18 protein-coding genes are annotated in these 13,941 nt (G+C 62.2%); 10 read left to right on the top strand and 8 right to left on the bottom strand.

Annotated features, from left to right (window positions below; genetic code table 11):
- Positions 1 to 40 precede the first annotated feature (40 nt).
- Entirely contained in the window at positions 41 to 1,321 is a 1,281-nt protein-coding gene (locus IVB48_RS22150) for a FecR family protein (protein ID WP_247402869.1), read from the bottom strand.
- Between the two features lie 129 nt (positions 1,322 to 1,450).
- Between IVB48_RS22150 and IVB48_RS22145 the strand changes: the two genes are divergently transcribed.
- From IVB48_RS22145 to IVB48_RS22135, 3 genes are all read left to right on the top strand, one after another.
- Entirely contained in the window at positions 1,451 to 3,247 is a 1,797-nt protein-coding gene (locus IVB48_RS22145) for a POTRA domain-containing protein (protein WP_247402866.1), read from the top strand.
- Positions 3,248 to 3,399: 152 nt separating this feature from the next.
- Positions 3,400 to 4,230, top strand: coding sequence for an alpha/beta fold hydrolase (locus tag IVB48_RS22140; RefSeq protein WP_247402863.1), 831 nt, complete (start codon positions 3,400 to 3,402; stop codon positions 4,228 to 4,230).
- A gap of 293 nt (positions 4,231 to 4,523) precedes the next feature.
- A complete protein-coding gene (locus IVB48_RS22135; RefSeq protein WP_247402861.1) occupies positions 4,524 to 4,841 on the top strand; it encodes a cytochrome c in 318 nt (105 codons plus the stop codon).
- 197 nt (positions 4,842 to 5,038) lie between these two features.
- On the opposite strand, the gene IVB48_RS22130 is transcribed toward IVB48_RS22135, so the two are convergent.
- The 3 genes from IVB48_RS22130 to IVB48_RS41205 all read right to left on the bottom strand — a co-directional run bounded on the left by IVB48_RS22130 (position 5,039) and on the right by IVB48_RS41205 (position 6,208).
- On the bottom strand, positions 5,039 to 5,380 hold the full coding sequence (locus IVB48_RS22130; protein WP_027519308.1) for a phasin: 342 nt from the start codon (positions 5,378 to 5,380) through the stop codon (positions 5,039 to 5,041).
- A 142-nt stretch (positions 5,381 to 5,522) separates the two neighbouring features.
- Positions 5,523 to 5,708 carry a hypothetical protein gene (locus IVB48_RS22125; protein ID WP_027519309.1) on the bottom strand — a complete coding sequence of 62 codons (186 nt, stop codon included), beginning with the start codon at positions 5,706 to 5,708 and terminating at the stop codon, positions 5,523 to 5,525.
- 368 nt (positions 5,709 to 6,076) lie between these two features.
- The gene (locus IVB48_RS41205; protein ID WP_256468905.1) at positions 6,077 to 6,208 is read right to left on the bottom strand and encodes a hypothetical protein; all 132 of its coding nucleotides are present in this window, start codon (positions 6,206 to 6,208) and stop codon (positions 6,077 to 6,079) included.
- Between the two features lie 243 nt (positions 6,209 to 6,451).
- Between IVB48_RS41205 and IVB48_RS22120 the strand changes: the two genes are divergently transcribed.
- On the top strand, positions 6,452 to 6,808 hold the full coding sequence (locus IVB48_RS22120; RefSeq protein ID WP_007612800.1) for a hypothetical protein: 357 nt from the start codon (positions 6,452 to 6,454) through the stop codon (positions 6,806 to 6,808).
- Between the two features lie 46 nt (positions 6,809 to 6,854).
- On the opposite strand, the gene IVB48_RS22115 is transcribed toward IVB48_RS22120, so the two are convergent.
- Complete coding sequence (locus tag IVB48_RS22115; RefSeq protein WP_027566606.1) at positions 6,855 to 7,430, bottom strand: hypothetical protein; 576 nt, start codon at positions 7,428 to 7,430, stop codon at positions 6,855 to 6,857.
- Between the two features lie 46 nt (positions 7,431 to 7,476).
- Positions 7,477 to 8,004: a GcrA family cell cycle regulator gene (locus IVB48_RS22110; protein WP_247402858.1), complete on the bottom strand. Its 528-nt coding sequence runs from the start codon at positions 8,002 to 8,004 to the stop codon at positions 7,477 to 7,479.
- Between the two features lie 166 nt (positions 8,005 to 8,170).
- On the opposite strand from IVB48_RS22110, the gene IVB48_RS22105 reads away from it, so the two are divergent.
- Together IVB48_RS22105 and IVB48_RS22100 are read left to right on the top strand one after the other, a co-directional pair.
- A complete protein-coding gene (locus IVB48_RS22105; RefSeq protein ID WP_007612810.1) occupies positions 8,171 to 8,779 on the top strand; it encodes a S24 family peptidase in 609 nt (202 codons plus the stop codon).
- A gap of 96 nt (positions 8,780 to 8,875) precedes the next feature.
- Positions 8,876 to 9,151 carry a hypothetical protein gene (locus tag IVB48_RS22100; RefSeq protein ID WP_247402856.1) on the top strand — a complete coding sequence of 92 codons (276 nt, stop codon included), beginning with the start codon at positions 8,876 to 8,878 and terminating at the stop codon, positions 9,149 to 9,151.
- A 39-nt stretch (positions 9,152 to 9,190) separates the two neighbouring features.
- Here IVB48_RS22100 and IVB48_RS22095 read toward each other — a convergent pair whose 3' ends face one another.
- The gene (locus tag IVB48_RS22095; protein WP_247402853.1) at positions 9,191 to 10,165 is read right to left on the bottom strand and encodes a quinone oxidoreductase; all 975 of its coding nucleotides are present in this window, start codon (positions 10,163 to 10,165) and stop codon (positions 9,191 to 9,193) included.
- 224 nt (positions 10,166 to 10,389) lie between these two features.
- Between IVB48_RS22095 and IVB48_RS22090 the strand changes: the two genes are divergently transcribed.
- The 3 genes from IVB48_RS22090 (at position 10,390) to IVB48_RS22080 (ending at position 13,062) form a co-directional block, all read left to right on the top strand.
- A complete protein-coding gene (locus IVB48_RS22090; protein WP_247356466.1) occupies positions 10,390 to 10,590 on the top strand; it encodes a hypothetical protein in 201 nt (66 codons plus the stop codon).
- Positions 10,591 to 10,732: 142 nt separating this feature from the next.
- On the top strand, positions 10,733 to 11,680 hold the full coding sequence (locus IVB48_RS22085; RefSeq protein ID WP_007601482.1) for a MoxR family ATPase: 948 nt from the start codon (positions 10,733 to 10,735) through the stop codon (positions 11,678 to 11,680).
- A gap of 5 nt (positions 11,681 to 11,685) precedes the next feature.
- Positions 11,686 to 13,062, top strand: coding sequence for a VWA domain-containing protein (locus IVB48_RS22080; protein ID WP_247402851.1), 1,377 nt, complete (start codon positions 11,686 to 11,688; stop codon positions 13,060 to 13,062).
- 18 nt (positions 13,063 to 13,080) lie between these two features.
- Here the strand turns inward: IVB48_RS22080 and IVB48_RS22075 are convergent, their stop codons facing one another.
- Positions 13,081 to 13,263 carry a hypothetical protein gene (locus tag IVB48_RS22075; protein ID WP_027519316.1) on the bottom strand — a complete coding sequence of 61 codons (183 nt, stop codon included), beginning with the start codon at positions 13,261 to 13,263 and terminating at the stop codon, positions 13,081 to 13,083.
- Positions 13,264 to 13,614: 351 nt separating this feature from the next.
- Here IVB48_RS22075 and IVB48_RS22070 point away from each other — a divergent pair, with 351 nt between their 5' ends.
- Positions 13,615 to 13,836: a hypothetical protein gene (locus tag IVB48_RS22070; protein ID WP_247290522.1), complete on the top strand. Its 222-nt coding sequence runs from the start codon at positions 13,615 to 13,617 to the stop codon at positions 13,834 to 13,836.
- Positions 13,837 to 13,941: the final 105 nt, after the last annotated feature.

Raw genomic sequence — 13,941 nt, 5'->3', positions numbered from 1 at the left:
CGCTTCTGCGGTTGCGCTCCCTCATCCCCAGGAAATCGCCTCAGTGCTTGTTGTGGCCAAAGGCATTGCCGTGGCCATTGCTGCCGTTGCCGCCGCCATTGCCATTGCCGTTGCCGTTGTTGCCCTTGCCATTTCCGGTGGCACCGCTGTTGCCATTGCCGTTGCCGGAATTCCCATTGCCGGAATTGCCGTTACCGGAGTTGCCCTTATCCGGTTTGGTCTTGCCATCGGAATTTCCGCTGCCGCCGCCCGAACCGTCGCTGGACGCACCTGCCATGGTCGCGGCTATTGTCGTGCTTGCAGCCGACGAACTGGTGCTGCCAGCCGTCACGCCGCTGCTCGTGGTTACCGCAGTCTGGACGGTGCTGTTGGATGCGTTTGTGCCCGATTTCGAGTCGCTCCAGACCGTCTCCGTGCTGGCGTGCGCGTTGCGCACCTGTCCGGGGGCACCGCCGCCGTGGGCGAGCCCGTGCGTGACCTTGTGGACGTTCAGCTTGACCTCGCCGAGCGAGTTCGAGATGCGTACGACGCCGGGCTTTGCAGCACCGCCCTTGGCCGCGTGAGCTCCAGCCGCCTGTTGCGATGGCTTGAGCGCGCCAGCCGTCTTGCTGCCCTTATCGATCGGCCCGAGCGCATGGATCATGTGGCCATTCGCCCCGTTGCGCGGCGCCGGCAGGCCCGATTTCGGCACGGGCACGCGCTCGATGCTCGAGGCGCGTGGCTTGCCGTGCTCGATCGGATTGAAAGTCCCGGCGCCGCTCAGGCTGAGACCAGGCTTGCCATGCTCAAATACGGTGGCGGCCTGCCCCGGCAGGACCTGGGCGATCTGTCCCGTCTTGAAGTCGGAGACCTCGACCTGACCGCGAAGCACGCCGACCTTGGTGCTGCCCGCATTCACGGTGACGCTGAACTGGGTGCCCTTGACGACAGCGGCGAGATAGGGCGTCTCGACCTCGAAATGCTTGACGTTGCGCTTCTCGACCTCGAGCAGGATCGAACCTGCCTGCTGGATGATGGTAGTCGAGAGGCCCTCCTTGCTCTCGGTCGGCAAGCCGACCACCGAGTTGGGAGAGATCAGGATCGTTTCCTCGCCGCGGACGAGCAGCACGCGGCCATTACGCCCGGTGCGAATGGTGTCGCCGGGCTTGAGCGCCTCCTGCTGATTCAACGAGACCTGCTGCGCGCCGCTGGTGGCGACCCAGACCTCGCCGGTGGCTTTGCCGACCGACCAGACGCCATCGTCGGCGGCGGATGCGCCGCAAGCCGTTCCCAGGATCAGCGCAGCCGCGAAGGCGCACCGCATTCCAATTTTGCTCAGCATGACGATCCTCAGTCCGCGTTACAGCCAACCTGAGGGGTATCCGAAATCACTCAACATAGGATTAGCGGGAAGCGGCCAGCGGAGCGGTCGCGTTAACGGTTCATTGACCATAAAAAACTATGAAAAATCATGTGGCTAACGAACCCTTATCGCATCAGGGGCACATCTCCGTCGAACTACGGGGACAGGCGCATTGCGCGCGTCGGGAAGCGGCATCTCATTACCACATTGGTGCTGTTAGCCCCTTTTTTCACGGGAGTTCCTCAGGCTTTCGCACAACAGGCGAACCAGCCGGGCTTCGATCCGCGCCAGCCTGAGAAATATTTTGAAAACCAAACCGAGCGGGAATCGCTGACCCGCCCTCCGGTCAGGCTGCCGACAGTCGGCCAGCCCAACACCGGCGGCGATACCAAGCCTCAATTCGTGCTGCGCGGCGTCGATATCAGCGGAGCCCGGGCCGTATCCCCCGATCGCATCGCCGCGGTCTACCAGCCCTATGTCGGCAAGAAGGTTTCGCAGGCGGATCTCGCCGCGATCGCAGGCGCGATCAGCGATCTCTACCGTGCCGATGGTTTTCACTTGAGCCGTGCGATCGTGCCGCCGCAGGATATTGGGGACGGACGCGTCCGGATCCAGGTGGTCGAAGGCGCCATCTTGGAGGCCGAGCTGAAAGGCGACGGCGCCGAGCAGTTCGGCGTGAGACCGATGCTTGGGCCGGTTCTGGCTGAGCAACCGTCGCGCCTGGCAACGCTGGAACGTCAGCTCTTTCTCGTCAACGGCAGACCTGGCGTCCGGATCACCGATACCGCACTGGAGGAGATCGGCGGCGCAACCGGCCGATTCCGCCTCATCGTCTATTTGAAGACCTGGCACGTCTTCTCGTCGTTCGGTCTGGACAATCTCGGCTCATCATCAGTTGGTCCGTGGCAGACCTATGCGACCGGCGCGTTCAACTCCTATCTCACGCCCGGCGACACGCTGGCGGTCAATCTGTCGACCATCGCCAACGACCCCCGCCAGCTTGGCTTCGCACGGCTGTCCTACGATGCACCGGTCGGTGTCGACGGTGTGCGTCTCGGCGGGTCCGTCCTGTACAGCGCGGTTAGACCGGGCGATGCACGCCGCCTCGACAGCGACATCACCACGACCGAGGCGTTCGAACTGCGTGCCAGCATCGTCCCATTGCAGTCGCAATCCTCCTCGCTGACCCTGACCGCGGCGACGACCTTCAGCAACGTGTCCGAGCATGACCTTTACGGCCCCTGGTACAACGACCACATCAGGACCGCGAGCCTGACCGCTGATTACCGGCTTCAGGACCATTTCGGCGGCACCAATTTCGCGACGCTGACCTACCGCCAGGGCCTCGACATCTTCGGTGCCTCGCATTTCGACGACGATCTTTTGTCGCGCGATGGCGCGTCATCGAACTTCTCGGTGCTAAACCTCTGGTTCACGCGCTACCAGACGCTCAACGACGTCTGGTCGCTCAAGCTTTCCGCTGCGAGCCAGACGGCGTCACGGCCGCTGTTCACCTCGCAGCAATTCTATCTCGGTGGCGCTGCCTTCGGTCGCGGCTATGGCGCAGCAGAGATCAGCGGGGACAACGGTCTTGCCGGCTCTCTCGAACTGCGCTTCGACCAGAAACTCAACTACCGCTACTGGACCGGCTATCAGCTCTATGCCTTCGGCGACGCCGGCGCCGTCTGGAACGACGGTTACCGCCTGAGCGACGGCCTGTCGCTGACCTCGGCCGGAGCTGGCGTGCGGTTCTTCCTGCCGGACGATTTCCAGGCCGATCTCGGCGTGGCCGTCCCCCTGAGCTACCGGGCGCCCGACAACGACCGCCGCAGCCCCCGCTTCCTGTTTACTCTGTCCAGCGCGCTGCGGCTCTGCTCCGAACGCGGCAAGGGCGGCTGTCTCTAAACCCTTGCCCTTCGCGCCATGGCCCCGGGCATGCGGCTCTTTTGGGACGCGGCTCACAGACTTGCCTAAATTTAATCCCGTAACCTGCTCACGATCGCTCGATCCGGGAGTTCCCAATGGCCATGTTCAGTCAAAGTGATTGAGACGGAACCATGAAAAAGGTTTTTGCTGTTCTGGCGTTTCTCTGCGTCCTCGGCGTCGGCCAGTATTTCGTCGTCAGCCGGTTCGCGATCCGCCATGAGGTTTTGACCCTATTCGACGCCGCGCGCCAGCGGCCGATTGCGGTCGAAATCGCTGTACGGCGCGATTACGAAACCAAGGCCAATCTCGGCCTCTGGAAGCTCCCGCTCGCCATCATCAGCAACGGCAATACCGTCAAGGCCACCGAATATTCCTTCCTCGCCAACGTGCTCGCCGCACGCGGTTATCTCGTCGCCAGCATCCAGCAGGATCTGCCGAGCGATCCGCCGCTGATGACCAAGGCCGGCCAGCAATATGTCGGCCGGCGCGAGGTCTATATCCGCTGCGAGGCCAACATCCTCTTCACCTTGGGCGAGTTGAAGCGGCGGCAGGAGAACGCCGACTACGACCACATCACGCTCGTCGGGCATTCCAACGGTGGCGACGTTTCGATGTATGTCGCCCATCAGCACCCGGAGCTGGTGTCGAAAGTGATCACGCTCGACAATCTGCGAGTGCCTTTCGTGCTTAGCGACAACATGAAGATCCTGTCGTTCCGCTCGAAGGATCCGCATTTCGTAACCGATCCCGGCGTGCTGCCGACGCCGGAAGAGGCCAAGGCGCGCGGCATCGACATTATCCACACCGGCGCGCAGCATACCGAGATGAGCGATCGCGGTCCCGATGCGGTCAAGGAGAAGATCCAGGCGACACTCGACCGCTTCCTGCGCGACAGCGCCAGCAGCGCGCTCGCGCCGGCCGATACACGAAGCCCGATGATCATGAACCCCGGCGACTATTAGTCCAGCACCTTTGCGGCAGATCAAGGCTGCGGCGAGCCGGCCACGCTAGAAAGGGCCTTGCCATCTCGGAGAGACACCGTGTCGCACTCCATCGAAAGCCTTGGTACGAAAAGACTCGCTGCGACAAGCTTTGTCCTGCCTGCGGCAAGGACGCCGAGATTCGCCCGGCATCTCTATCGTTTGGCCCGCAAGCTGCTGCGGTCGATCATCGCCCGCATCGACCTCTCGCAGTTTCCGGGTTCGTGTTGCGGATGAGGACGGCGTCGCTAGCCAACAACACACAGGGTTGCCCTATGCACCGGCATTTGAGACGAATCTGTCTGCTGGTTGCAGTGGCCTCGAGCGTGTGCGCGTCGCCCGCTCTCGCCGCCGATGCAGATCACGGCGCCGACCTTGCGAGGCGCTGGTGCGCCAGCTGCCATGTCGTGGCGAACGGCCAGATCCAGGCGAGCGCCGACGTCCCCTCCTTCGCGTCCGTTGCGCGCAGGCCTGACTTCAGTTCGGAAAGGCTCGCCTTTTTCCTGCTAGACCCGCACCCGAAGATGCCGAATTTCCCTTTGAGCCGGATCGAAGCCGGCGATATCGCGGCCTACATCGCATCGCTGCGCTAGCAGAGCCACCGATCGGTCAAGACACCCGCGACAAATGCTTATCCCTGCCTGAGAACCGACAGGGATCAGCAGAAGGGATGATGGGCGGCGAATGAGGTCCATTCGACGGCCCAGCATGGACCGGTACCCGCATCGACGTGCGGACAATCACGCCCGGGCAAGTCCAATCTCTGGACGCGCCAGGAACACACCGAGAATCAGGACTTGCCCTTCCCTGGCTGCATGAGACTGCCGGTCATCTGGCGCATGTGGTCTCCGGCATTGGTGAACTGGCTGCGCAGGAAATCCGATTGAATTCGCATCGCCTCCTGAAGGTCGGTCGCATGGACGAGCTTGCGAGCATGCTCGAACGCCGACTTCATGTTCTGCTCGGTGAATGCGAGCGCCTGCTTCGAGACGTCCGTCCCCGCACCCGGAACGGTCGTCATCGATTTGGTGGCGGCTTCGAAAAACATGCCGAATGCTTTTTCCGCCTGGTCAATCGTCTTCTCGGCCAGGTCGCGCAGTTCGGCCGGAACTTCGAGCTTCGGTTCGATCATGGTCGCACTCCTCCCGCTTTCAGAACTGAATACCACACTTGCCGGATCGCCTGCCAGCGTCCAGGCCGGGGAAGACGTCGCCCGGCGGCCGGCTCTGGCAGGAAAACGAAGGGCAAGGGGTAAGGCCAGCGCGCAGGCCGGCTCAGGACAGGGGGTGTTCGGGAAGGGATTCTTCGGTGGCGAGGTCTTCGACGAGCTTGATGACTTCGAAACGCTGCCGGGGCGCGAGCTTCAGAAAGGCGCGGAGCAGGCGCAGGCTTTCGACAGTACCGCTTGCAGGCGCGCCGAGCTTGAGGTGCAGCTCAGCTGCGAAATTGAGGTTCTTCATCTCGCACCTATAACAAGCATCGGACTTCGTGATCCAACATCGAGGTCCCAACTAAGAACCGAACGCCACAACCGGATGCCACAACCGGATGCTATGGCGATGGCGCGCTTTCGTCCGGGGGAAGCCCGGTGTGTTCGCACGCCGAGGTACATGTGCAAGCGGGCCCACTTGAACAGGTTGCAACTATGTCAAGAAACAACCCCTCCGGCAAGCCTAACAGTTGACCCAGCGATGCTTCGTCTGCATCGCGCCACGGCAATTCCGGATAACAGGAATATGACCAGCCGTCACCCACCTGCGTCAAGAAGCGTCATCGATCAGGCATGCAGCTTCGATCGCCGTCAATCGACGCCTTGTTTCGTCTTGTTTCAGATGTGAATGGACATTGGTGGATCCGACCAGTGCTTCTTCAGCGTATGCACGTAATTGTTGAGTCCGGCGTCGGCGGTTGTATCGTCCACGAAATAGATGTCGATCTCGGGCCATGGATCGGCAGGCACAGAGCGGCCTTCTGAACCAAGAGACAGACTATGGCGTTTGGATTCATCTAAACCCGCCCCATCGAGCTCTTGGACTTGGACTCGCCTCTTCGCATCAGAATTCATCGGGCCGCATTTGTTTCCGGCGGTGAACCGTTTTTGAGGAGCAAACGACAAAGCGGTGGCGAAACAGCCACGCAGATCACGGGCGCCATGGCCGATGCATTGATCGATTCGGCGCCCCAGAAACCAAAGGACGACGGCATGCTTTCTCGCTGCGATCTCATCAAGGGCGCCGCAGTCGCGCTTCTCACCTTCTCGATACAAGGCGCATGGGCGCAGGAGACCAGGATGAACCTGTTCAAGATCGTCACCATCAAGGACGAAATCGTCGTCGGATTGTCGACGGAGGAGCTTCAGGCGCTCGGCGGCAATGATGCCAGCGCCGTTGCACATGCTCTGGCACAGAAGGGCGATCTCACCGTCTGGCAATACAACGTGCATCGCGGTCCGAACGGCGAATTGCAGCAAGCGCCGACCGCCAGAATCGGGCTTTTGGCCAACGCGTCGCTCCGGGTCGAGCCGTATACCACGACCTACCAGATCCTACCGCATCCCTAAGCAGCAGACCGGCGCGCCCGCGACCGAGGTCGCGGGCGCGCCCTTGTCATCTGCGTTGCCCTGCACGCCGTGCCCCCGTTTCCGTCGCAAAGCCGTAGATCAGTGCCAACCGGTCCAGGCATTCACGAAAACGTCGAGAAAAATAGTCGGTCCAGCGTTGCGTACGAACGGCGCGACGCTGGCCGATCTCGTCCATGGTCAGGCCCAGCACCAACACGTCGTGCACTAGCGCGGCACCGTCAGTGCCGAGTTCGCGCTCAATCCGGTTCAGCCGCAGCACCGCCTGACGTTGGCTCTCGGTAACCGGCTCGCGCGTGCGCGCGCCATCGACATATTCGCGGGTCGGGTCCATCGCCTGAGGGCCACGCTCGGCCCTCTCCCAATCGTTCTGGAAGGCGCGCCCGCCGCGATACTGCGCCTCGTCGATCTGATGGTGCGCGTGCAGCCGGCCGAGCGGATCGCTGCGGATCGACCGCACGGCCATGATCTTCTCGCCGGGGTCGAGCGCCAGCGGATTGTCCACCTCGACTTCCGCGATCTCCGCATTGAACGGTATCTCACGCGAGCGTCGATCGTAGACATCCGCCAGTTTGTAAGACCTGTTGCGTCGGACACGTGCCACTCGGATACTCCTTGCGAAATTGACGATTGAACGGGCGGTCGTCAGGTCAGGCGGCAGAGACCAGCCTCAGCACGACGGGGCCGGCGACGCGAGCGGATCCAGCTCCGGCGCGGCGCGTCAGGCGCGCATGCGGCGTGCAATAGCTCGAGCCCGGCTCGCGCGGATGGCCGCAGAAGGTGATCTCCTCCCCGTCCTTGTCGCCGCCATAGGGATAGCGACAGTCCTCGCCAGCGAGTTCGACCAACGGGACCAGGCGCGGCTGGACGCCGACGCAGCGCAATTTGACCTGCGCGGCAGGCTTCATCGCAGATTTCGGCGGCAGGCTCAGCTCCGTAGGGCGGTGCGGCAGGACAAGACAGCCCCCAGACGGCAACACTGGGACGATCGACGGGCTCGCCGTCCGCACCTGCACGACCAGCCCGAGCCGCTTGGCGCGGCCGACCACCGCGTTGCGCGTGTAAGACGTTCCAAACCTTGCGTTAATCTGTCTTCCGATCTCCGCATAAGACATTCCCTTGAGAAAATAGTCGCGAAGCGCGTCGGAGTGCTCCGACGGCCAATGGCCCGGTTCCATGCTGCTGTCCTGTGATGCGCCTCCTCCGATCGCACGATCGCGAGGCGAAGCGCACATTCCGGTATTCCGAAGTCAGAGTCAAGCGATAATTCTGATATTCATAATTGCATCAATTCCGAATTTCGGATTACAAGAGGCGGAACGATGGACAATCGAGGGAATCACCATGCTGGACGCTGCAATGATCGAACGGGGCCTGGAAAAGACAGGCAAGAGCAAGGGCGGCCTGGCGGCTGCCATGGGCGTGCGGCCCGGCGCGGTCTCGGAGATCCTCGGCGGTGAACGCCTGGTGAAGGCTTCGGAAATCATTCCGATCATGGAATATCTCGAGCTCAATCTCGCGCCGATCATGGGCCGCGTCGGCGCCGGTGCCGTGATCGAGCCGGATTATGAGCAGGTTCCCCCGGAAGGCCTGGGCGACATCGCGCTGCCCTTTCCGATCATGGAGGAGACCATCGCATTCGAGATCGTGGGCGATTCGATGCTGCCCAAATACGAGAGCGGCGACGTCATCGTGGTCTACAAGGACCAGCGCCATCCCCTGTCGAGCTTCTACGGCGAGGAGGCCGTGGTCCGGCTCAAGACCGGCGAGCGCTATCTAAAGACGATCGAGCGGGGCAAATCCCCCTCCGTCGTCAATCTCAGCAGCTTCAATGCCAAGCAGATCGTCGGCGTGAAACTGGAGTGGGTCGGCGAGATCTGCCTCTCCATGCCCAAGGGGCAGCTGGAGCGGCTGCGCGCCAAGTCGGCGCGCCCTCGCAAGAGGAGCAAGTAGGCTGGAATTTCCGTTTTTGCGAAATGCGCCTTGACTTGATTCCGTTTTTCGGAAATACTCTGCCGTGCCCGACATGGGGCACGGCAGGATCGTTTCATGCAGTATTTTGTCGTGATGATCGAGTATGGGCGCCGCGGCCGCGAGGCGGTCGTCGACCCTGAAATCACCAGGCGCGAGGTTATTTCCCGCGTTGCCTCAGGTGAATATCGGAACATCTCGTTCATCCACGAGATCGCGGAGAGCTCGGTCGAGGACATTACCGAGGCCATCCTCGCCGAGGCGGCCCTCCCGGAGATCCGGCCCGAAGAAGTCGACTTACAGGCTATCCGCCTCGATCACGCCCACGATCTGCGTAAGCACGAGCCGACGTGACGCAAGGCCAAGCGGCCTGCGCCACAGCCCGATCGGAGATCACACCGTGAGGACGGTCGATCCCGTGGTCTTGCGCGCGGCGAGATCGGCATGCGCCTTGGCGGCATCCTTCAGCGGATAGGTCTGGTGCACCTCGATCTTGACCGCGCCGGACTTGACGACGTCGAACAGCTCGCCTGCCATCGCGACCAGGCTCTCACGCTTGGCGGCGTAGGTGAACAACGTCGGCCGGGTGACGTAGAGCGAGCCCTTCTGCGCTAGCAAACCGAGATTGAGCGGCTCGACGGCGCCGGACGACGCACCGAACAGCGCGGCGACGCCGAGCGGCGCGAGGCAGTCGAGCGACTTCAGGAACGTATCCTTGCCGACGGAGTCATAGACCACCGGCACCTTCTTGCCGCCAGTGATCTCATCCACGCGCTTCACGAAATCCTCGCGGCTATAGATGATGACATGGTCGCAGCCATGCGCCTTGGCGAGCTTGGCCTTTTCGTCATTGCTGACGGTGCCGATCACGGTCGCGCCGAGATGCTTGGCCCATTGGGAGAGAATCAGGCCGACACCACCGGCTGCCGCATGGAGCAGGATAGTGTCGCCGGCCTTCACACGATAGGTCTGCCGGATCAGATACTGCGTGGTGAGTCCCTTCAGCATCATCGCCGCCGCAGTCTTGTCGTCGACACCGTCGGGCAACTTCAGCAGTCGGTCGGCCGGGATCAGCCGCGCCTCGGAATAGGCGCCGAGCGGCGAGGCGCCGTAGGCGACGCGATCGCCCGGCTTCAGATCGGTGACACCGGGCCCGACCTCCTCGACGACACCAGCGGCCTCGCTGCCAAGCCCGCTCGGCAGTTGCACCGGGTAAAGGCCCGAACGGTTGTAGATGTCGACGAAGTTGAGACCGACGGCGGTATGGCGGATTCGCGCCTCGCCAGGTCCGGGCTTGCCGACACTGACCTCTTCCCAGACCAGCACTTCCGGACCACCAGTCTTGTGAAAGCGAATGGCATGCGTCATGGGCGTTGCTCCCTTATCGTTGAGGTCAAAGTCCGAATACCGGATCGGGCTTTTGAGATAGGTATTTGGTCCGCCCGTCACAGTACAGAGACGTAACAAGAATGTCACAGCGAACGACAAACCTCCGCCGTTCCGCCTCTGTTCGAAAGAGTTGATGTCGGCCTTGCGCCAGCCGGCAGTAGCCTTCGCGCGGGTTTGGAGGTCGTCTGCGAAGGAGAGCCGAGATGCCAGCTTATGTACAGCATCATCAGGATATCGAGATCGCGCCTGTGATTTGCCCTGCTTGCACGGGGTTCCTTCCAATGTATGTGCGCGAGGTCGAGCCGCATTGGAGTCTTGCCAAGATCGACTTCGTCTATGAATGTGCCGATTGCGGCGCCGAGGTCAGACAGACAATCCGCAAGCCGGAGTTGCTGCGGCACTGATCGCGCGGCCAGTGGCTGCTATTTGCGTTGAGCGGAAAAAACGCCCATTGGCGCGGGTCTGGCCTCTCCCAAACGAGGCTTGTTCTTTGCCGTGAACGCAGGCAGAACAAGCCTCAATCAAGACCTTTGGGAGCGCCTTTTCGTGGCTGAACAGAAGCCCTCGACAGCGATCGAGGCAGTGGAGAGCGGCCTCGCCGCGCAAGGCTACATCGCGAGCCGGCAGATCGCGACCGCCGTCTATTTGTCCCAACAGATCGAGAAGCCGATCCTGGTCGAAGGCCCCGCGGGCGTCGGCAAGACCGAGCTTGCCAAGGCGATCGCGGCCTGGCGCGGCCTGAAGATGATCCGCCTGCAATGCTATGAAGGTCTCGACGAGGCCAAGGCGCTCTATGAATGGAAATACGCCAAGCAGCTTCTCTACACGCAGATCCTCAAGGACAAGCTCGGCGAAGTCCTTGGCGGCGCGCAGACTTTGCACGCTGCACTTAATCAGCTCCACGATTTCGGTGACGTGTTCTTCTCCAAGGAGTTCGTCGAGCCGCGGCCGCTGCTGCAAGCGCTGGAGCAGCCGGGCGGCTGCGTGCTCCTGATCGACGAGATCGACAAGTCGGATGCGGAGTTCGAATCGCTGCTGCTGGAAATTCTCTCCGACTTCCAGGTCACGATCCCCGAACTCGGCACCGTCTCCGCGATCACGCCGCCAACGGTGATCCTCACCTCGAACAGCGAGCGCGATCTCGGCGACGCCCTGAAACGGCGCTGCCTGCATCTGCACATCGGCTTTCCCGAGCAGCGGCTCGAGGAGCGCATCGTCGAGAGCCGCGTCCCCAACATTTCGCAGACGCTGCGGCGGCAGATGGTCGGCTTCATCCACGAAATCCGCTCGCTCGACCTGAAGAAGCTGCCTTCGGTCAGCGAGACCATCGACTGGGCACGCGTGCTGGTGCTCTTGCAGGCCTCGGAGCTCGACACCGAGATCGTCAAGGACACGCTCAACGTGCTTCTGAAATACGAGGCCGACATCGAGGCGGCTCAGCCTCAGATTACGACCTTCATTGCCAAGGCAGCACGATCCAACGTCTTCGGTTGACGCCGATGCGCGAGAATATTCATCGCTTCTTCCGTGCGGCACGGGGCGCCGGGGTCCATGTCTCGCCGGCCGAAAGCATCGATGCGATGCGTGCGGTCGCGCAGGTCGGCGTTTCCGACCGGACCATTCTGCGCGATGCGCTCCTTCTGACGCTCGCCAAGTCGCAGGACGAAAAGCTTGCGCTTGGTGACTGCTTCGATCTGTTCTTCAGCCAGCCGGAGCCGCGGCAGGAACAGCCTGAAGCCGACAGCAACGATGTTTCGGAGGACGCAGATCAATCTCCGTCATCCGGCGAGGCCAGCGATGCGAGCGGCGGTTCGCCTCCCGCAGAATTGGGCCCCCTCGCGCAGATGCTGCTGTCGCAGGATCGCAACGCGATCACCGCCGCGATCGCCGGCGCCTCAGGTGCGGCCTCCCTGTCCGACATCCGCTACTCCACCCAGCGCGGCATCTTCTCCAGCCGCATCCTCGACGCCATGGGGCTCCAGCGGCTACGCGACGATCTCGACGAGCTGACCGCGACCAATCCGGCACTGGCCGAGCGGCTTCGCGCCGCGCTCGATGGCTTGCGCGACGCCGTTCGCGACACTGTCGCGCAGGGGCTTGCGCTCTATGCCCGAGAGGAGGCTGAAAACCTCCGCAACGAGATTCTGCGCAACGCGCCGCTTGCCCGCATCGAGCGGCGCCATGTCGCGGAAATGCGCGCTCTCATCCGCCAGATCGCGCGGCGCCTGCGCGAGCGCTATTCGAAGCCACGCAAGCGCCAGCGGCGCGGTCATCTCGACGTCCGCCGCACGCTGCGCCGCAACGCCGCCTGGGGCGGCATCCCCTTTCTCACGGCCTGGAAGCGCAAGCATCGCGACCGGCCGAAGATCGTGGCGCTCTGCGACGTCTCGGGCTCGGTCGCGCAGGTCTCGGATTTCTTCCTGCTCCTGATCCACTCGCTGCACGAGGTGGTCGACGACGTCCATTCCTTCGCCTTCTCCTCGCATCTGATCGAAGTCAGCGACGTCCTGGAATCGAAACCGCCGGAAGAGGCGATGGCCGAGATCATGTCCAAGGTCGGCTTCGGCTCCTCCGACTACGGCTCTTCGCTGGCCGATTTCGACAAGGAATTTATGAGCACGCTGACGCCGCAGACCACGGTGATCGTGCTGGGCGATGCCCGCAGCAACAATCTCGATCCGCGCGCCGACATCCTGCGCCGCATCTCTGAGCGCTCGAAGCGACTGGTGTGGCTCAATCCCGAAGGACGTCTCGCCTGGGGCTTTGGCGATTCCGAGATGCCGCGTTATGCGACCTTCTGCAGCGTGGTGCGCCAGTGCGCCACCGCGCAGCAGCTCGAGCGCGCGGTGTCCGATATTGTGGCGACTTATCAGTAGGCCTTACCCAAGCGGACGTCAGTTTCGCATCAGCTCCGTCTGAGCCACATTGCACTCCCGGAAATGATAGGCGATCTCGTCAAGCGCGCGCTGCTCCCATTCCTGAGCTTGCGCAAGCCAGAAAACCCGGCGCTGGAAATCAAGCGCGGCGCGCTCCCGGCACAGGGATTCCTGACTACGAATTTCGACCAGTCTGTTCATGCACTCCACTCCTGCCGTGTGAAGCCATTCACCGTGAATCAGCGTAACAGAATCCCGGACCCTTCGTCTCATGATTTCTGTGCATATTGCGACGCAGAATGGGACAGCAGCGCTTCCCGTGCAGTGCGGTGGTTCGCCGACCAATATGAAGCCCACATCATCAATATGTGATCGAGGCTCCGGACGGTCCTCGTGATCGAGCGGTCTTAACGCTTGTGGCGCAATGGCGTGCAGCAATTTGTGAAGAGGAGTTCTAAACACCTCACCGAATTCCCGACTCATTGTCGTCGCACGGTCTTCATGCAGCGCCTCTAACAGAGGCGCACGAACGGCACTACGGCTTGAGGCAACATGAGCAACGACATCGACTTCGATCTTTCGCCGGACCAATGGGAGGTTCTGAAGGCGCTTCGCAACCCGGTGTCGAACGGTCGCCTTTCCAAGGCCTATCTCATCGAGAGCCTCGTTAAGCTCGGTCTTGTCGTCGTCTGCGACGGTGTGCCGGTCATGACGCCGAATGGACGCAAGGTGCTGGTACGCGGATCGTGTCGGCTGCTGGATCTGGCGGCGTGACACGGCCACCCGCGTGCGGAACATGACGGTACGACCGCAAAATCGCCTGTCCATGTGACCGATGGCAGCTCGAACGGTGGCCCGGTGCCGATGCGGATGCCCAGT

This window comes from Bradyrhizobium sp. 76, from assembly GCF_023073025.1.
In the GTDB taxonomy this organism is placed as follows: Bacteria; Pseudomonadota; Alphaproteobacteria; order Rhizobiales; family Xanthobacteraceae; genus Bradyrhizobium.
Note: the sequence above shows the minus strand (reverse complement) of the source record. Positions and strands in the feature narration are given on the sequence as shown.